We start from the raw sequence: 18,629 nt of genomic DNA, 5'->3' as shown, positions 1-18,629 counted from the left end.
GATATATTTTCTATTACGTCATCGTTTCTCCCCCCTTAAAATAAACAGTATATATGTCAAGGCAAGGCAGGCATTTGCCGCCTTGCCTTTAACATCTACTTAAATTCCACGCAGAGGCTGGCCACGCTATACGGCGCAACCTCGAATGCAACCTTATGACCGTCTACCTCGACAGCAGAAGCCCCCGCCATCGGTTTTTCGTTTATGTCCACTATGCCCGCCTTTAACACATCGCGGAAGAATTGCAGCTTTGCCGTGGTCTGTGTACCTTCGGTTTCATACACGCGTACGATAAGTTTATCCGAACCATCTGTCTCAGGCATCTTTATGCCCGAAACGGCCACGCTGCCCGATTGCAATGCTATAAAGCTCTTGGTAAGCGGCAACGAACCTTTATGGGCGATATCCGATACGAAATTAAGCGGATGATTGAATGCGTAAGCTTCTTCTATAAGCGCTTTGTTGGATTGGGCTGACGCCAGGCATACGGCAAAGTTGAATTTATGAATGCCGAATTCGGGATAGGGATCAGGGTCTACGGAGCTCCTTATGAGCGTTATGGACATAGCGTCGTCGTTGCAGCGGAAGCCGTATTTCGAATCGGTTATGAGCATTATAGATTTAGCGCCGATATCATTGTTTACTCCTACGGCAAAGCTGTTGCCTGGTACATCCATATCCATGCCCTGGCGTTCTATGACTCCGAACGGTACGTCGTATTTATAGCTCGCACTCTTGTAAGGCAGCGGCATATAAAATCCAAGCTGTGGCACCCGGTCTCCTGGTTTGCCTATTTCATGCCAGTCGCATTCTACGTTGTATTTTAGTGCGGCACTATAGCAATCTAATGATACTGTAACCTTTAGCGTCGAGTCACGGAAGGTTATATCATAAGCAATGGACTGGCGTATGATTTGGTTTTGATAATGGATCTTTTGAATCTTTACATTTTCGAGTAGATTTTCTATGTTCATATAACGCCCTACAACCCATGCTGTTCCGCCGCGCATCGCATCTTCTTCTATCAGTCTGAATATACCTACAGGCCTGTTATTATCGGTTAATTCTTTATTGTTAGTTTTATCGACAAGCGATATTATAGACGCATTTTGGGGATCAAATGTTACTTTTATCAGCTCATTTTCCAGAACAAATTCATAGGGGTTTTCTACCCTCGGGTCATGTGGCATGTGCACCGCAACCTGGTTATCTTTGGCCTCACTCATGGTATATGTGGCATAGCCGCATGCGGGCACGTCTGCATTTATTAATACGCGCAGATAGCTGTGGCCCCAGTAATTGTTGAAACCATGGTCCAATAATTGGTGTGGTACGGTATCGCCTTTGTCGTTTTTGAACGTTATCTTATCGATGTTTCCCTGCCAATCCCATATTGTAATTTCAACGGCTTCGCTGCGTTCGAATGTTGCTGGATTGAATATGTGGAATATCCTGGTCTTGCCGCGGCCTCGTTCACCCTGCATGGCGCTGAAGTCTTTTATACCGTAGCCGGCGCCGGCTCCTTCGGACATGCTCTCTTTTATGTTTTCTTCTTCTACGATGAGGCCTGATGTGTCTATTTCTTTGCCTATGACACGCATGGAGAGGCTGCGGCGGGTATTGGCTACAGCCATGGTTTTTTGAAAGAGGCCCATGGCGTATTCGCGTGTATCTATTATGCATGAACCGGGTGTTATGTCGTGGAAATGATTGAACAGTACGTTTTGCCATGCTCGTGCAAATTCGTCGGCCGAATATCTCGATGCGGTACACAGCGATGAGATGGCATTGAACGCTTCTGCTTCGTTCAATGTGGCTTCGCCTATCCTGTCAGCCATCTTTATCCTGCTTTGGGATGTATAGCAGCCGGTGAATATGAAGTTCAGCTCGCCTTTGACTTCGGGCAGTTTATCGGCGACTTTTTCTGCCAAAGCAAAATACTCGGCAAGTTTACCGAAGCGTATTTGCGGGAATACCGGCCATGTATTCATATCTATGATCCGCTCGATGTCGCGCCTGGTCGGACCGCCGCCATGGTCACCTACACCGTAGACTTTGAGCATGGTATCCATATTGTATTTAGTGCAGAATTCGGGTACATACAGTGCCATAGATGATTCTATACTACTGTTATACCAGAACGGCTCGCGGTAAGATATTATGGATTTGCCTGACGGGGCTATCCACTTATATATGTTATGCCCTTCATAACCGCGGCAATGATAGTAATATTTTACTCCACCTTTGAAAAGAATTTCGGGTATATTTACGCTGTGTCCAAATGTATCGGGTTCGAAGTCTATTTGCAGTGAATCGGGATCGATATCCAGTAGATTTGATAAATATCGTTTGGTATATAGGATATGCCTTGCCATGCTTTCGCCGTTAGGCATATTTTTGTCATTTTCCACCCACGTGGAGGCGGTTACTTCCCATCGACCCTCTTTTATTCTTGCTTTGATCTCTTCCAGCATCTCGGGAGCATATTCTTCAACAATTCTATACACCGATGCCTGCGACTGTGAAAATGTGAATTCGGGATATTCATTCATCAGGTCTAGCATGGTACGGAATGTATCCAGCGTTACAGCCACCGTTTCATCCCAGCGCCACATCCAATTCATGTCTATGTGGGCATGGGCAGCGCATATTATTTTAAATGCTTTTGCTGCACCTGACAGGGGCGATATCATTTTCTCAGCTTCTGAAGCCGCCTGCTTTGTTATGGTGCCATCGTGGTTATAGCTGTCGCATATAAACCGGATAGCGGTGTTTACCGTATTGTCATATTCCCCACCATTGACTTCAGACAGTTTTGCGGCGTATTCTAGTTGTGAGATGATCCTGTTGCTCCAATACCATGAATCAAAAAGTATGCCGTTAAATGATGCATTGCGAAGTTGGTTAACAACATCGCCGGTCCAATATCCTGCCGGCATTTGTTTCTTGATATCATTCAGTTTAGATATCACTATACTCATAACCAGTCCTCCTTAGATTTTGTATTATATTTATATAAACCTATATTATTACCTATTTAATATCAGCAACGCTTTCCCCGAAGACCATGTCTACAGGTATGATTTTTTGGGGTGCTTCGCAATATCCATTTTCTATCATCTCGACTACAATACCTGCAGCAGTTTTACCTATTTCATAAAAGTTTTGGTTTATCGTTGTTAACGGGATATCTAAATGCTCAAGCATTTCAATATTGTCGAAGCCGATCAACGACACATCTTCAGGTACTCTCACATTCATTTTACGAAGCATTCTATATATTATAATGGCTAAATAATCATGTTCGGTAAATATAGCGGTTATACCGTTTCTCAGTAAGTCATCTAGCATATCCATACTTTTAGAATTGCCGTTTTCATCATCATTATTGTAGCAAAAATTAAAGTAAAATAGATCGGTATCTATCGCGATGTTATTTTCTTTTAGAGCGGCGCAGTATCCGAAAAACCGTTCCCTTATACTACTTATATCTTCTATAGGTAATGTCGATATATATGCGATACGGCTATGCCCATTCTTTATAAGAAATGATGTAGCTTTATATCCTCCATCGAAGTTATCGGATATGGCATAAGGTAACGGCAGTGACTGGAATCGCTTATCTATAGTGACTATTGGATAATTGTTCAAATGCAATAAATATAATATATCAAAATTCTTTCTTTCGGTCGGGTAAAAAATAGCACCGCTTATACTACTATGTAATAGATTCTTTAATGAATCCCGTTCCTCGCTTAAATTATTGCTAGTTGTATGAACAGTAAGGTAATAACCTCTTTTGTTCAAATAGTCGCTTGCACCATTTATATATTCTATTAACCTTCCGCTAGGTCCGCTATCGGGCAATATAATAGACACTATTTTATTGAAGCCAGAGCGATTACCCCTTAATTCGGATGATAATACAAAGCTACCCTTACCTTGCTTTCTTGATATGAAGCCTTCTCTTTCCAATTCAATCAATGCTCTTTGAGATGTTGTCCTGCTAACATTATATAATTCGGCCAGTTCTAACTCAGTAGGAAGCTTATCTCCTGGTTTAAGCACCCCACTTAAAATTTGTTGCTTTATATCATTTATAATTTGAGAATATAAAGTCTCTTTTTTATCTTCCATAAAGCCCTACTCATTCCTCCATAATCATACCTTATTCCCAGCAAACCAATACACATATCATTATGCTACAAATATAACATATAGTTATATCAAAATCAATACTTTTTGCCGAATTTTTTATTACTATTTTATTACATCATCATGTTTAAGTTATGACAATTGTGTCGAATTATGAAATAATGTTATATCAATTGCATCTTAACAAAGGCTGTAAATCTTTATAGATTCAGCCTTATTTATTTAACCAACTGTAATCCGCCGCTATTCATATTGTGAAGATGTTGGGCCATAAATATAACCGGTATATTTCTGACTGTAAATATATGTTGCAGCTTGTATTAAAGTATTAATTGGACTTCCGTTTTTACTTAAATAACCTGAATACCCATCACTGTCAGAATACCAGTATGAACTGGAAAAACTAGCCGTGCTTGAATTATCAGTAAACGACGAAGCATATGATGCGGGCTTAGATAGATGCTCAATTCTATCCGGAGATTTACCGGTTAAATATAAAATCACATCATCTCCATCAACTTCGTATGTTACGCTTCCCCAGAAGTTGTTGTAACTCCTAATACTTCCTTAAGGCCAGGTATTGTAACCACCTGTGTTTGGATACGCGCCGTTTCTTCTTTTAGTCGTAGATACACTGCCCGTATCTACAGTTGCTGAAACAACTCTATCTAAATTAGGTATAGTTATAGTTTGAGTTTGAGAGCGTGACGTACTTGTCGAAAAATATATTGTTTGCTGATATGTTGTAGCAGCAAAAACCTTGTTTAAATTGATAGTGGGTACGAAAGTACCCACTATCAATAGAAAACTAACTATAAACTTCAATATATTACCATTGCTAAACATAGTTTTACAGTCTCCTTTCGAGCAGCTATATAGTTAGTTCTTATAATCTTTTGTATTAACTGATAAAGTAACAGTATCTATTACCGTGCCTGAAATGCCTATTGCGTCTATCCTGAAATTATAATAATCTGGCTGAAATCCAAAACCACTGGTATGAACATATGGATCGTTATTGTAATCTGCGTTTCTAAGCTCAGCTAATGATGTATAATCTTGTGCCAAACCACCTTTATAATACATTTTATAGCAATAAATATCGTTTCTTTCTAACCATTTAAAAGATATATAAACATTCATCTCATCACCGGGCAAGACGAATATATCCTCAACAACTACGCTCTGTGCCCAATCCGATAATACAGGTTCTGGCTCTGGCTCAGGCGTCGGTTCGGGTACAGGCGCAGGTTCAGGTTCTGGCGTAGGCTGTTCCTCATAGCCGGCAAACAGTTGGCTTATCAAGTTATCCGGCATTATATCTTTCGCCCCCAGAACGAAACATTTGCTAAATTGAGCTTTCGTTAAATAATCGATTGTGCTTTGAAGATTGCTTGACGTGTTAGCCAGCAAAATCGGTGAATTATTCTTTGCTGCGAATACGGCGCCCGCAAGCGCATCAGGATAGTTTTTGCCGGTTGCTATTGTAACCGCACCATAGCTTCCTTTATCAAAGCGTTTGGCAATATTTAATGAGGTTTCATACCTGTCTTTACCGCCAATCCTGATTATTTGAGCACCCGGCAGAGTTTTTCTGACATCTGCTTCTACTGCACCGGACACCACTCCCGTGTCTCCTACTATATAAACGTTATTTACATTCCATCTTTGCAAAGCGTTTCTATTGCCGGTATCCAAGCCTTGCGATGATAACTTGTTTGTTACAAACAATATTGGCCATCCATTTTTTGCTGCGATAGGTGCAACAGATAAAGCATCAGGGAAGTTAAGGCCAGTTGCTATTATTACTGTATCGAAGCTGCCTTTTTGTTTTGCTTTGTCGCCTATTTTAATGGCGGTTTCACGTCTGTCCTGCCCATAAACACGCTCGCTGCTAATATTAAGCGTATTCAGCGAAGAAATGATTTTATCCGATACCACGCCGGTACCACCCACAATAAAAGCACGGGACGGCTTTAATTTAACAAGCACAGTTCTTATCGGGTCAGGTATAGTGTCTTGGTTAACAAGCAATATCGGTGCATCATATTGATAAGCTAATGTACTTGCTGACATAGCATCCGCAAACTTATTGTCGCCGCTGCCTCTGATAATGACAACCGTATCCGCGTTTTGCCAGCTTTGCTCCACTATCTGGGCATTGGTTTCAAACCGGTCTTTCCCGCCCATCCTTGTTATCTGCGGCTGATTATCTGTTGCATATGCTCTGTCAGATCCGCTTGGCAATGCACCTATAAATCCGATGGCCAACACAATAATAAGTGCTATGGGCACAATCTTTTTCATACGCATATCTATTTGCTCCTTCCGTTTTTGACTATATTATACCATAAAATAAACGGCCTTTTTAGTCACTTCAGTATCTTGCACCCATTGCTCCGAATAGACCAGATAACTGCATACGGTGCTGAATCTTGCAGATATGCTCTTGCCTGCGTGATACCCGTCACTGGCTGCCTGCGCACCGCTTGATACCACTGTCATCGAGCCCGGGCCGGAGGCAACATACCAACGATAATACAGCGTCTTCCGGTCTGTATATGTGGTTGTTTCGGCCTCTCTGCCTGATTCTCCCCTATATATCCAATCTTCTTCCTCCGGTTCGGCACTTTCGTTTGCCCCGCCACCTCCATTGTTTGAGTTACTGCTTTTGCCGCCCGATTTGCCGCTCGAATCCTTGTCGGATTTATGGCTCAAATTGACATCTTCGTTTGGCCTATAAGTAGTGTCTTCAGCGAAAGCAACAGGGCCGGAAAACAATCCGAAAAGAAGCACCGCCGCAAGCAGCAGCGGCATGATTTTTTTAATTGCCATAAAAACACCTCCAAAAATAATAAAAAAAATAACCCCTCGCGGGGTTTTGATTAAATCTAATCGAGACTTTTTTCAGCGTATATCCTCCATTGGCCGTTTACTTTTTTAACTCCCACAGCCCAGGCAGGACCAGTAGTTGGTTTAGTTTCAGCCGGCTCTACGTGATGAGTAATGTTTTCGCCTTCGGCATATGCATATTCGGGGTTTTCGGGGTTGTCGACAGTTGTGGAAAAATCAGGCGTGGTAAACACGAGATACGTTATATTGACGCCGTCAAATTATTTAACAAGCTTCTTGTCTTGGTATATTTTCTTTATGTCGGCTACTGTTTCAGGGCTTGTAGACCATTTGTAAAACTCCGTGCCGAGTATCATATACTCGGTCCCCTCAAGGCCTGTCATTGTACGGTAATTTCTGCTGTTTTGCACTCTGTTGTAGTCGGTTATGAGCTTTGTGATAGCGTCCATTTCCGGCCCGTATTTTTTGTGAAGGGCTTCTATAGCCGCTTTATCCTTGTCGGACAACTGGCTTTCATCAAGTTTTTCTACATTGGCGTACTGCTCTTCCAGAGAATAGGGCTCTCTTTTCTCTGCTGCCTTGGCTTCTTCGGCAGCTTTCTTCTCCGCTTCGGCTTTAGCCAGTGCCTCCTGTTGTGCTTTCTCGGCTGCTAACGCCGCCTGGTGGCGGTCATATGCATACCAGGTGCCTATACCTGCTAAAGCCACGGCTACAACAACGATTACTATAAATATTTTGTTTTTGAACATGGTTTTTGCTCTTTCCATATGATTTAACTTTTTTCATGCCAGATAGGTTGCTAATATAACAGATTCAGCGCATGCAGTGATATAAAGACTACGCTCGTTTGAGCCATATATTACGAATTGAAGGTTAGCGATTGATATTTGCAATTATCGTGAACAGATGCTAAAATATCATCTATAGAGAGGTGCATACATAAGTGAGTATATTTGAGTCAATTATGCTGCTTTGCTTTGGAGCAGCGTGGCCTTTTTCCATTTATAGGTCGTATAAATCCAGGTCTACCGCCGGAAAAAGTCTGATATTTTCGGTGCTTTTGCTGGCCGGATATATGTCCGGAATATTGCATAAGATTTTCTATAACTACGATAACGTCATAATACTCTATATAATTAACAGTATCATGGTAGCTATAGACATATTGCTATATATACGCAATAAAAAATATCAGGAGAGTACAGAAAATTAATACGGAAAGGGGGATTTCAATGGCTATACAGTGGGATCAGTCACTGTCGGTGGGCATTGATGAAATTGACAATCAGCATAAAGAACTTTTCAGCAGGGTTAATGCTCTTCTCGATGCCTGTAATCAAGGCAAGGGCAAACAGGTCGTAGGTGAAATAATAGATTTCCTCGGCGATTATGTGGTTACGCATTTTGGCGCCGAAGAAAGATACATGCAACAATACGGCTATCCGGATTACGATGCACATAAAGCTATGCATGATGGCTTTATCGATAGCTTCAGTGAGCTCAAGAAGAAATTCGAAAGCGAAGGCCCCGGTATACAGCTAGTGCTGCTAACCAACCGCACAGTAGTCGATTGGCTTATAAATCACATAGGCAATACCGACAAAGCATTGGGTGGATTTTTAAAAACAAAAATGTAGTGCTGTAATAAAAAGCCGCGGGTTTGATCCCGCGGCTTTTTATCAGTCCTCGCTTTCAAACTTCGCAAGAGAAACTATTCTCTGACCGTTTTCCACCTTCATTAATGTCACGCCCTGGGTATTGCGCCCCTGTACCGGTATACCCTTGACTTCCAGGCGTATTATGATACCGTCAGACGTTACCATCATTATCTCATCGTCTTCATGCACCACTTTTATAGCTGCCAGCGGTCCGGTCTTCTCAGTAATCTTCATGGTGATAATACCTTTACCACCGCGACTTTGGCTTCTGTACTCTTTAAGCGGCGTACGCTTGCCGTAGCCGTTTTCGCTTACCATAAGAAGGTCTGCGGATTCATCTACCAGTTCCATATCTATCACTTTATCGCCCTGATTGAGCTTTATAGCCTTGACTCCACGGGCGGTTCTGCCCATGGACCGCACATCATCCTCCGGGAAGCGGATGGCCATTCCCTCTTTCGTGCTTATGATAACCTCATTCTCGCCGTTGGTCAGTTCAACGCCTATCAGCTCATCGCCTTCGCCGAGGCCTATGGCCATAAGACCATTTTTATGGATATTATCGTATTCTTCTATCGATGTTTTCTTTATATAACCTTCCCGCGTAGTCATTATAAGGTACTTTTCGTCATCTATATGCCTTATAGGTATGACGGCACTTATCTTTTCACCTCCTGACAAGTTCAAGAGGTTTATTATAGCTGTACCTTTGGCCTGCCGACCTGCCTCCGGCACATCATATGCGCGCATCATGTATACCTTCCCTTTATTAGTAAAAAACAGCATATAGCTATGCGTAGAGGTAACAAATATGTGCTCAACAAAATCCTCGTCCCTGGTCTGCATGCCGGTTATACCCTTACCGCCGCGCCGCTGGGATTTATAAGTATCCAACGGCAAGCGTTTTATGTAACCGAAATGAGTTAGGGTTATGGCCACTTCTTCGTCCTGTATCAAATCCTCTATTTCCATTTCGTCGGCTTTACTGCTTATCTGAGTACGCCTGTCATCGCCGTATTTATTGCGTATAGTTTTAAGCTCGTCCTTTATTATCTTATATACCATGCCCTCATCGGATAACACACGGCGTAAGTATTCTATGGTGCTCATAAGCTGAGCATATTCTTCTTCTATTTTATCCCTTTCCAATCCGGTCAAACGCCTGAGCCTCATATCCAATATAGCCTGGGCTTGTTTATCCGACAGATTAAACTGAGACATCAACGCTTCTTTGGCTATTTGGTCTGTCTTGGACGAACGTATAAGCGCTACGATGGCGTCTATATGATCCAACGCTATGCGTAGACCTTCCAGTATGTGAGCTCTAGCTTCGGCTTTTTCTAGATCGTATCGGCTACGCCTTACTATGACGTCTTTTTGATGGTCTATATAGTAATAGAACATCTGCTTTATATTGAGTACTTTAGGCTGATTATCGACCAAAGCCAGCATGATGATGCCGAATGTATCTTCCAGGCGCGTATGCTTATATAACAGATTTAACACGACATTTGGGTTTACATCCCGCTTTAAATCTATGGCGATGCGCATGCCCTCTTTATCGGATTCGTCCCTTATATCAGCTATTCCGTCTATCTTTTTATCTTTTACCAAATTAGCTATCTGTACAACGAGATCAGCCTTGGTGACCTGATATGGTATCTCGGTTACTATTATGCGCGATCTTCCGCCGGGTAAAGGTTCTATAGATGTTTTTCCCCTTACCTTTATTCTGCCGCGACCGGTATGATATGCCTGTTTTATCCCGTCTCTTCCCATTATAATGCCGCCGGTAGGGAAATCCGGCCCTTTAAGTGTTTTCATCAATTCGTCTATGGATATATCGGGATCATCTATTACCTTTATAGCCGCATCTATGGTTTCTTTAAGATTGTGCGGCGGTATATTGGTGGCCATGCCCACAGCTATACCGGCTGAACCGTTGACCAGAAGGTTGGGAAAACGCGAAGGCAATACAACCGGTTCTTTTAGTGTTTCATCGAAATTCGGTATAAAGTCGACGGTTTCTTTATCTATATCGGTGAGCATCTCCATAGCCAGACGCGATAGGCGTGCCTCGGTATAACGCATAGCCGCCGGAGGATCATTGTCTATTGATCCGAAGTTGCCATGTCCGTCTACTAATGGATATCTCATGCTGAAATCCTGTGCCATACGCACCATGCTATCGTAAACCGCAGCTTCGCCGTGCGGATGATACTTTCCGAGCACGTCACCGACTATCCTGGCCGATTTTCTGTATGGCTTATCGGGCATCAGCCCCAATTCGTTCATAGCATAAAGTATGCGACGGTGCACCGGTTTTAAACCGTCGCGCACATCAGGCAGTGCTCTACCCACTATGACGCTCATAGCATAATCTATGTATGAATGTTTCATCTCTTCTTCGAGATTTACCTCTATAACCTTTGTTTGTTCTTCTTCGGGCATCTATATTCCTCCATATGTTTGCATACTCTTCTATATATTATATCATATTTTCGCATAAAAAAGCGGCGAGCTTTGATCATCGCTCACCGCTTTGCTATTATACTTCTTATCTTACAACCCTTTTAGCTTGTATGTAATGGCTCTTATACCATGACTCATTTAAGCTATTTATTGCTACCTTGCGACCAGGATTTGGTGAATGTATAAACTCATTGCCGCCTATGTATATACCCATATGATAACCGCTGCCGCTGCTCTTGAATACTATCAAATCACCGGGCTGCAAATCGCTTTTGGCCACGGTGGGGGCATAGCTGCCGAAACCCTGACCGTCAGATGTACGTGGTATGGAATATCCGAATTTTTTGTATATATAATATGTAAGACCCGAACAATCGAAAGCGTTCGGCCCTGCCGCACCATGCACATAGGGCTTGCCCAATTGCTGTTCGGCAAAAGCTACTATCTGCGATGAAATCGAAGATGAACGCGATGAAGATGTAACATTAGAAACAGGCTTGGTTTTCGTTATGTACTTCGAAGATGCCCATCCGCTATAATTGCCGTATTTCACCTGACTCCAACCATTTTCCTCAGATAATACAGTCACTTGGCTTCCTTTGGGCATAACCGTTATTCTTGCGCCCGATGTGCTCGGAGATTTACGCAGTATTAAACCGCCGTTGGCTGTTACCCAGCCTGGAGCTACCGCAGTATTCCCACGAGATGCCGTTGCAATACTACCCGATGATATCTTTATGTAATCCGCAGACATCCATCCTGCCTTGCCGTTAAAAACCACATTGTACCAGTTGCCACTTTTATCTTTTACCGTAACTTTATCGCCTTTATAAGCGTTGGTCAATATACTCGAAGATGTACTTGGCTTGGATCGAAGGCGAACGCCGCTTCCGGTCACTGTACCTTGTGATGCAGCCATAGCGCTTGTACCAAAAACGCTGCTGAAAATAAAACCTGCGCTTATAATAGCTGCCGCCACAGCTTTCTTATAATCATTCATTTGCGTTGAACACAACTCCTCCTACGTTATTTCGCTTCCGAGGTTAGTTGACGGGTTCGGGAACGAAGGATTCCCTACCTATTAAAAGGATTCACCCCACCAAAAGTTCCCCCGTACCCTGCTATAGGCAGGGATTCAGCCAGTCGTTTTTTTACTCAACGCATATTATTATATTACTCCGTTTATAGCTCGTCAAAGCTCAAATCCGGTCGTTTAAGTCGATTATCTTCATTTATCTCACGTATTGTACGTTTTACTAATTATTAAGCAAATATTAAGAAATTATTACACAGATTAATAAAAAATTAACCGGGCAATTGCCCGGTCTATATATCGAGGTTTTTCACAAGATGTGCGTTGCTGGCTATAAATTCCCTGCGCGGCTCCACATTATCGCCCATAAGTATGGTAAATATCTCATCTGCAGCTATGGCATCCTCTATGGATACTTTCAACATGGTACGTTTAGCCGGATCCATGGTAGTATCCCATAACTGTACCGGATCCATCTCGCCGAGTCCCTTATATCTTTGCACTGTTATCCCATCACGCCCTATCCTGGTCAACAATTGTTCCAATTCCCTGTCCGAGTATATATAATACTCTTTTTTACCCTTCTCAACCTTGTATAACGGCGGCTGCGCTATATACACGTTGCCATTTTCCAATAATGGACGCATATATCTATAAAAGAACGTAAGCAACAGTGTTCTTATATGGCTGCCGTCCACATCGGCATCCGTCATGCATATTATGCGCTCGTACCGTAGCTTTGATATATCGAAGTCCTCGCCTATACCCGCTCCAAAAGCCGTTATCATGGCTTTTATCTCTTCATTGGACAATATCCTGTCCAAACGCGTTTTTTCTACATTCAATATCTTACCACGCAAAGGCAGTATAGCCTGGAAACGCCTGTCACGGCCTTGCTTGGCCGACCCACCTGCCGAATCGCCTTCCACTAAAAATATCTCGCACAGCTTCGGATCTCTCTCGCTGCAATCAGCCAATTTACCCGGCATCGATACGCTTTCCAGCGCGCTCTTGCGCCTGGTAAGCTCACGCGCTTTGCGGGCGGCCTCTCTCGCTCGAAATGCGCTTATGGCTTTTTCTATTATGATCTTGGTTACGGACGGATGTTCTTCAAAATAAGTGCTCAAACCATCCGATACTATACTGTCCACAATGCCTCTGACCTCGCTGTTGCCAAGCTTTTCCTTGGTTTGACCCTCAAATTGTGGATCGCTTAGCTTCACGCTGATTATAGCCGTTAACCCTTCGCGCACATCATCGCCAGAAAGGCTGGGTTCGTTGGGTTTTAGCATGTTAAGCTTCCTGGCATAGTCATTTATAACCTTGGTCATAGCCGAGCGAAAACCGCTCAGATGGGTGCCGCCTTCCGGTGTTTCTATGTTATTGGCAAATGCATAGACGCTCTCAACATAACTGTCATTATATTGTATCGCCACTTCTACCTGTACATCGTCGCGCATACCGGAAATATATATAGCTTCTTTATGAAGCGGACTTTTATTCTTATTTAGATACTCTACGAACGAGACTATGCCGCCTTCGTAATGGAATTCCTCTTTCTTATCATCGCGCTCATCTATAAGTGTTATGGTTACTTCTTTATTTAAAAAGGCCAATTCCCTAAATCTGTTGCGCAATGTATCATAATTGTATTCTAATTCTTCAAATACCTGATAATCAGGCTTAAATGAAATCGTCGTTCCGGTTTCATCTGTATCGCCTATCACCTCAAGATCAGTTACGGGCTTCCCTCTTTCATAGCGCTGACGGTATATATGGCCGTTTTGTTTCACCGTAACTATTAGCCATTCTGATAATGCGTTGACCACCGACACGCCGACGCCATGGAGTCCTCCTGACACCTTATATCCACCGCCACCGAATTTACTGCCGGCATGGAGCATAGTCAGCGCCACTTCCACGGCCGATCTACCTGTCTTAGGATGTATCCCAACTGGGATGCCTCTACCGTTATCCTCCACTGTTATCGAGTTATCTTTATGAATGATAATCTTTATTGTATCACAAAAGCCTGCTAGTACCTCATCTATGCTGTTATCCACAACCTCGTATACAAGATGATGGAGCCCCCTAGGACCGGTGCTCCCTATATACATACCCGGCCTCTTTCTGACCGGTTCTAATCCTTCTAATACTTGTATTTGCGACGCATCATAAGCTCCGCTTTCAGCCAATATTATTTCACCTCTTTGTAATTATTGTCAAAATATATGTTTTGATCAGTAGCCATTCGTCTAGCCAATGTGACTGACGAAATTGGCGACATATATATCGCATTTCTACCGTCTATATCGGTTATTATTAAGGATTTCGGTTTTTCATCACCGAATGCATCCTCTATAAAACCTTCATCTTTTGCTATTTTCAAAAACTCGATGTTGCACTCCGCAGATTCTATGATATCGAGGTTTATTATAGCTATTATATTTTTAGTGGGCACAACCACATCGCTGCCTATATGCATTATCATGGCATTTCTCCTTAATAAGCGCTAGTATTATTATACCACATCAGCGCCTTTATAGCCAACATGCTATATCGATACCTGTCCATTCTCGACATAGAAGAATGTTTTTTTATCATATTGCTCCAAATAATCCGATTTCCGGATACATGTCATCATGGTCTGGTATCTTTTCATATATGACATCAGCATATTTTGCCTCATTATATCCAGCTCAGACATAACATCGTCAAGAAGCAGCACTGGAGACTCACCTATCAGATCTTCGGTAACCTCCAATTGCCCGAGCTTCAATGATAGCGCAGCCGTCCTCTGTTGGCCCTGCGATCCGTAATAGCGCATGTCCATGTCATTTACGAGTATGATCATATCATCCCTGTGAGGGCCTATAGTAGTAGTTCCCATATTAATATCTGCATCAAACCGCTGATTTAAAGCGCTAATAAAGTTTTGCTTTATATTGCCGCTAAGGCTTAATGTACTTTTATATCTTAACTTCAAGTTTTCTTTATGGTCGGTTATATACTCATGTATATCCGAGACTTCGGCGCATATCTTATCCACAAAATATAATCTTTGTTCCAAAAGCTCGGTGCCTATATATGCTAATTGTTCGTTCCATACGGCAAGGAGATCGCGCGATGCATGGCCGTATTTTATATCCTTTAACGTCTTATTCCTGTTTTCTAAGATTTTATAATATTTTTGGAGATTATACAGATAATCCGGTTTTATCTGGGATATAAATATATCTATGAAACGCCTGCGCTCCTCCGGTCCTTCTTTGACCAATTTCAAGTCTTCGGGTGAGAATATAACAGCGGTTACGATCCCCATCAATTGGGCTATACGGTTTATATATTTACCATTGACCTTTATACGCTTAGAACCGTTTTGAGGTATCATCATATTTACATCAATCTCGCCATCCTTTCGGATAACCTTGATGTTTATGAAAGCATCTTGTGCTCCTTGCCTTATCATATCTTTATCGCGTGAGGTCCTATGAGATCGGCCGGCACTTGTAAGATATATTGCCTCCAGTATATTAGTCTTGCCTGCACCGTTATCTCCCCAAAATACATTTATGCCGATATTAAAGTTTATCTTAACGTTATTGTAGTTTCTATAATCAGTTAACGTTAATTCTTTAATATACAATACCCTTACCTCTTATCCCATTCTTACGGGCAAAACCAAATACAAAAAGCTTTTGCCATCTACTGGTTCTATTATGCATGGGCTTACATCGCTATTAAACTTCATCAATACTTGTTCATCATCTACCACTTTAAGCGGATCGGTTAAATACCGACCGTTAAATGCTATTTCTATAGCAGAACCATTGATATCTATAGGGATATCCTCGTGTACCTTACCTATATCAGCATTTGATGTGAGGACCATTCCATGTTCCGATATGCTCAGCTTGATCAAGGAACTTTTCCCTTCTTTAGCTACTAGCATAGCGCGTTCAGCAGCGCTCAACAAGTCGGCTCTGTTGACCGTAATCGTGGTCTTGGTTTCAGATAATTCCGGTAGCAATATATCCTCATAGTTTATAAATTTGCTGTTCAATAGCTGAGCAGTCATTACAGTACCGTTTATAGTGAACGCAGCTCGTTTGTCATCTATCTTTATATTCAAATTTTCTTGAGTGGGCGGCAGTATCCTCATTAGTTCCATGAGTGCTTTACCCGGTATAACAGCCTCGAACTGACGATCCGGTATTTCGCTTATTTCTTCATACCGTATGGATATTCTGTAACCATCTACTGATACCAGCATTATCTCATCGTTTTCGAATTTCAAAAGCTCTCCTGTAAGTACCTCCCTGTTATCATCTGGAGGTGCTATGGAAAACGCTGTTTGCCTTATCATGTCGCGAAATATTGTACTGCTTATATTAAAGCTCATACCATTAGAGATAACCGGCAACTGTGGAAAATCCACTGTCCCCATTCCTTTAATAGATATTTCCGACAGCCCGCATTTTATAGAGGCTTCATTATGGTCATCTACCTTGATAGTCACTTGCTCTTTAGGTAAGCTCCTGGCTATATCTATAAATAGCCTACCGTTTAATGCAACGCTCCCTTGATCTATTATATTTCCATTTAATACTGTATCTATACTTATTTCAGTATCAGTAGACTTTAAGTGTGTAGCATCATCAACGGTTTCTATTATAATGTTGTTTAACATGGGTATTATGGTTTTTGAGGGTAATGCTTTTTCTGCTATGCTCAATGCATTGACCAAGTCATCTTTTTCACATGTTATTATCATTATCTTTCTCCTTCTTTTCTGTGTGATAGATATATTTAAATAGTAGTAGTAATAATAGGGGCTGTTGATTTGTGGATAAGCGCATATCAACCACTGTTACAGCATATCTTTTATGTTGATAGCTCTATGGATATGTCATGTACGCTGTGCACATGCTCCACAGATTGCTTATAGCCCAGTGTTTGCCATAATAAACGAACAGATTATCCACATGTATTATGTGGATAATGTTGATAACTTTAGTTGCTTTGTATGCGTTTCTTTAGTTCGTTTATGGTCAGTTTTATCTCCGGCTCTTTTTCCATATCACCCATTATCTTCTCGCAAGCATGTATAACGGTAGTATGGTCTCTGCCGCCGAATTCCTCGCCTATCTTAGGAAGTGATAGGTCGGTCATCTCGCGGCAGAGATACATGGCTATCTGACGAGGGTATGATATCGCTCTGCTTCGCTTTTTAGCCTTAAAATCGTCGGGCTTCATATTAAAGTAGTTGCTGACGATCTTTTGTATTCTATCCACCGTTATCTTTTGGGGTTGATCATCTTTTATTATGTCTTTGAGCACATCGCCGGCCACATCTATGTCTATATTTCGTTCATTCAGCGATGCATAGGCCATGATTTTAACAAGTGCCCCTTCTAATTCTCGTATGTTCGATTGTATCTGTTGCGCTATAAAGAGCAATATGTCGTCGGCTACCTTTATATTTTCCATATCGGCTTTTTTTCTCAGTATAGCTATACGCGTTTCAAGATCTGGGGGCTGTATATCGGCCAGTAAGCCCCATTCGAAACGCGAGCGAAGCCTGTCCTCCAGTGTGGGTATATCCTTAGGCGGTCTATCGCTGGATATTATTATTTGATGATTGGTTTCATACAGCGTATTGAATGTATGGAAGAATTCCTCCTGTGTCCGCTCTTTATTGGCTATAAATTGTATATCGTCTATCAGCAGTACGTCTATGTTACGGTATTTGTTTCTGAAAACCTCGTTTCTATCATCCTTTATGGAATTTATCAGCTCATTGGTGAACTTTTCCGATGTCACATACATCAGCCTTATTCCTGGATTATTCTCCAATATACGGTGGCCTATGGCGTGCATAAGATGGGTCTTGCCCAATCCCACGCCTCCGTATATGAACAGTGGATTATAGGCTTTACCCGGTGCTTCAGCTACCGCTAAAGATGCCGCGTGGGCGAAACGGTTGCTGTTGCCTATGACGAATGTATCAAAGGTATACTTAGGGTTTAGAGTATCGTTTTGCGATATGGCTGATAAAGCTTCGTCTTTCGGTGTATCCTGTTTATTATCTGCAGGCGTATTATCGTTTGGCGTCATCTGGGCCTTATATTCTTCTATATCGTCATCTACAGCTACCATTATCTCCACATCGCTTATCTCAGGCGCGATATCCTTTAAAGCATCGTATATGTAATTGCTGTATCTGGATTCTACTATTGTTTTAAGGAATTTATTCGACACAGCTAGCACCAGTGTATGCTCATATATGCCTATAGGTTTTACGTTTTTAAGCCACGAATTAAGGCTTACTTGTGTTAGCCTGGCATTTAAAGCAGCTATCACCTTATACCAAACTTCATCAGCTTGTGTATGCATAAAAAGTCCTCCCAAAGATTATTATTCCTATTAGTATATTTTTTACCATTTTACATAAATTA

The 18,629-nt window shown here is 42.0% G+C and carries 14 protein-coding genes and 1 riboswitch; of the genes, 2 read left to right on the top strand and 12 right to left on the bottom strand.

Features of this window, described 5'->3' with window-relative positions; translation table 11 throughout:
* Positions 1 to 95 precede the first annotated feature (95 nt).
* From MAHAU_RS00075 to MAHAU_RS00050, 5 genes are all read right to left on the bottom strand, one after another.
* Positions 96 to 2,981 (bottom strand): alpha-mannosidase, encoded by a 2,886-nt coding sequence (locus MAHAU_RS00075; protein WP_013779673.1) that lies wholly within the window; start codon positions 2,979 to 2,981, stop codon positions 96 to 98.
* Positions 2,982 to 3,033: 52 nt separating this feature from the next.
* Complete coding sequence (locus MAHAU_RS00070; RefSeq protein ID WP_013779672.1) at positions 3,034 to 4,137, bottom strand: GntR family transcriptional regulator; 1,104 nt, start codon at positions 4,135 to 4,137, stop codon at positions 3,034 to 3,036.
* 897 nt (positions 4,138 to 5,034) lie between these two features.
* Positions 5,035 to 6,468, bottom strand: a complete 1,434-nt coding sequence (locus tag MAHAU_RS14755) for a cell wall-binding repeat-containing protein (RefSeq protein WP_013779670.1) — start codon at positions 6,466 to 6,468, stop codon at positions 5,035 to 5,037.
* A 30-nt stretch (positions 6,469 to 6,498) separates the two neighbouring features.
* Positions 6,499 to 6,990, bottom strand: a complete 492-nt coding sequence (locus MAHAU_RS00055) for a hypothetical protein (RefSeq protein ID WP_013779669.1) — start codon at positions 6,988 to 6,990, stop codon at positions 6,499 to 6,501.
* Between the two features lie 278 nt (positions 6,991 to 7,268).
* The gene (locus MAHAU_RS00050) at positions 7,269 to 7,757 is read right to left on the bottom strand and encodes a hypothetical protein (RefSeq protein ID WP_013779668.1); all 489 of its coding nucleotides are present in this window, start codon (positions 7,755 to 7,757) and stop codon (positions 7,269 to 7,271) included.
* 194 nt (positions 7,758 to 7,951) lie between these two features.
* Between MAHAU_RS00050 and MAHAU_RS00045 the strand changes: the two genes are divergently transcribed.
* Positions 7,952 to 8,221: a hypothetical protein gene (locus MAHAU_RS00045; protein WP_013779667.1), complete on the top strand. Its 270-nt coding sequence runs from the start codon at positions 7,952 to 7,954 to the stop codon at positions 8,219 to 8,221.
* 19 nt (positions 8,222 to 8,240) lie between these two features.
* Positions 8,241 to 8,645: a bacteriohemerythrin gene (locus tag MAHAU_RS00040; protein WP_013779666.1), complete on the top strand. Its 405-nt coding sequence runs from the start codon at positions 8,241 to 8,243 to the stop codon at positions 8,643 to 8,645.
* Positions 8,646 to 8,687: 42 nt separating this feature from the next.
* On the opposite strand, the gene gyrA is transcribed toward MAHAU_RS00040, so the two are convergent.
* The 7 genes from gyrA to dnaA form a co-directional block, all read right to left on the bottom strand.
* Positions 8,688 to 11,117 carry a DNA gyrase subunit A gene (gene gyrA, locus MAHAU_RS00035; protein WP_013779665.1) on the bottom strand — a complete coding sequence of 810 codons (2,430 nt, stop codon included), beginning with the start codon at positions 11,115 to 11,117 and terminating at the stop codon, positions 8,688 to 8,690.
* A 106-nt stretch (positions 11,118 to 11,223) separates the two neighbouring features.
* Positions 11,224 to 12,138 carry a C40 family peptidase gene (locus MAHAU_RS00030; RefSeq protein ID WP_013779664.1) on the bottom strand — a complete coding sequence of 305 codons (915 nt, stop codon included), beginning with the start codon at positions 12,136 to 12,138 and terminating at the stop codon, positions 11,224 to 11,226.
* A 16-nt stretch (positions 12,139 to 12,154) separates the two neighbouring features.
* A riboswitch (cyclic di-AMP (ydaO/yuaA leader) is annotated at positions 12,155 to 12,289 on the bottom strand.
* 175 nt (positions 12,290 to 12,464) lie between these two features.
* Positions 12,465 to 14,366, bottom strand: coding sequence for a DNA topoisomerase (ATP-hydrolyzing) subunit B (gene gyrB / locus MAHAU_RS00025; RefSeq protein WP_013779663.1), 1,902 nt, complete (start codon positions 14,364 to 14,366; stop codon positions 12,465 to 12,467).
* Between the two features lie 2 nt (positions 14,367 to 14,368).
* Positions 14,369 to 14,662 (bottom strand): extracellular matrix regulator RemB, encoded by a 294-nt coding sequence (gene remB / locus MAHAU_RS00020; protein ID WP_013779662.1) that lies wholly within the window; start codon positions 14,660 to 14,662, stop codon positions 14,369 to 14,371.
* Between the two features lie 63 nt (positions 14,663 to 14,725).
* Positions 14,726 to 15,817 (bottom strand): DNA replication/repair protein RecF, encoded by a 1,092-nt coding sequence (gene recF, locus MAHAU_RS00015; RefSeq protein WP_013779661.1) that lies wholly within the window; start codon positions 15,815 to 15,817, stop codon positions 14,726 to 14,728.
* Between the two features lie 12 nt (positions 15,818 to 15,829).
* Complete coding sequence (gene dnaN, locus MAHAU_RS00010; protein WP_013779660.1) at positions 15,830 to 16,945, bottom strand: DNA polymerase III subunit beta; 1,116 nt, start codon at positions 16,943 to 16,945, stop codon at positions 15,830 to 15,832.
* A 239-nt stretch (positions 16,946 to 17,184) separates the two neighbouring features.
* Positions 17,185 to 18,567 carry a chromosomal replication initiator protein DnaA gene (gene dnaA, locus MAHAU_RS00005; RefSeq protein ID WP_013779659.1) on the bottom strand — a complete coding sequence of 461 codons (1,383 nt, stop codon included), beginning with the start codon at positions 18,565 to 18,567 and terminating at the stop codon, positions 17,185 to 17,187.
* Positions 18,568 to 18,629 lie beyond the last annotated feature (62 nt).

This window comes from Mahella australiensis 50-1 BON (assembly GCF_000213255.1).
In the GTDB taxonomy this organism is placed as follows: Bacteria; Bacillota; Clostridia; order Mahellales; family Mahellaceae; genus Mahella; species Mahella australiensis.
The sequence above is the reverse complement of the archived record's forward strand: the minus strand, read 5'-3'. Positions and strand labels throughout refer to the sequence as shown.

Bases quoted from the DNA above. Each gene is read 5' to 3' on its own strand.
- remB (WP_013779662.1), bottom strand. From the start codon at position 14,662: ATGATAATGCATATAGGCAGCGATGTGGTTGTGCCCACTAAAAATATA.
- dnaA (WP_013779659.1), bottom strand. From the start codon at position 18,567: ATGCATACACAAGCTGATGAAGTTTGGTATAAGGTGATAGCTGCTTTA.
- MAHAU_RS00070 (WP_013779672.1), bottom strand. From the start codon at position 4,137: ATGGAAGATAAAAAAGAGACTTTATATTCTCAAATTATAAATGATATA.
- dnaN (WP_013779660.1), bottom strand. From the start codon at position 16,945: ATGATAATAACATGTGAAAAAGATGACTTGGTCAATGCATTGAGCATA.
- MAHAU_RS00055 (WP_013779669.1), bottom strand. From the start codon at position 6,990: ATGGCAATTAAAAAAATCATGCCGCTGCTGCTTGCGGCGGTGCTTCTT.
- MAHAU_RS00050 (WP_013779668.1), bottom strand. From the start codon at position 7,757: ATGTTCAAAAACAAAATATTTATAGTAATCGTTGTTGTAGCCGTGGCT.
- MAHAU_RS00040 (WP_013779666.1), top strand. From the start codon at position 8,241: ATGGCTATACAGTGGGATCAGTCACTGTCGGTGGGCATTGATGAAATT.
- MAHAU_RS00030 (WP_013779664.1), bottom strand. From the start codon at position 12,138: ATGAATGATTATAAGAAAGCTGTGGCGGCAGCTATTATAAGCGCAGGT.
- MAHAU_RS14755 (WP_013779670.1), bottom strand. From the start codon at position 6,468: ATGCGTATGAAAAAGATTGTGCCCATAGCACTTATTATTGTGTTGGCC.
- gyrA (WP_013779665.1), bottom strand. From the start codon at position 11,117: ATGCCCGAAGAAGAACAAACAAAGGTTATAGAGGTAAATCTCGAAGAA.
- MAHAU_RS00075 (WP_013779673.1), bottom strand. From the start codon at position 2,981: ATGAGTATAGTGATATCTAAACTGAATGATATCAAGAAACAAATGCCG.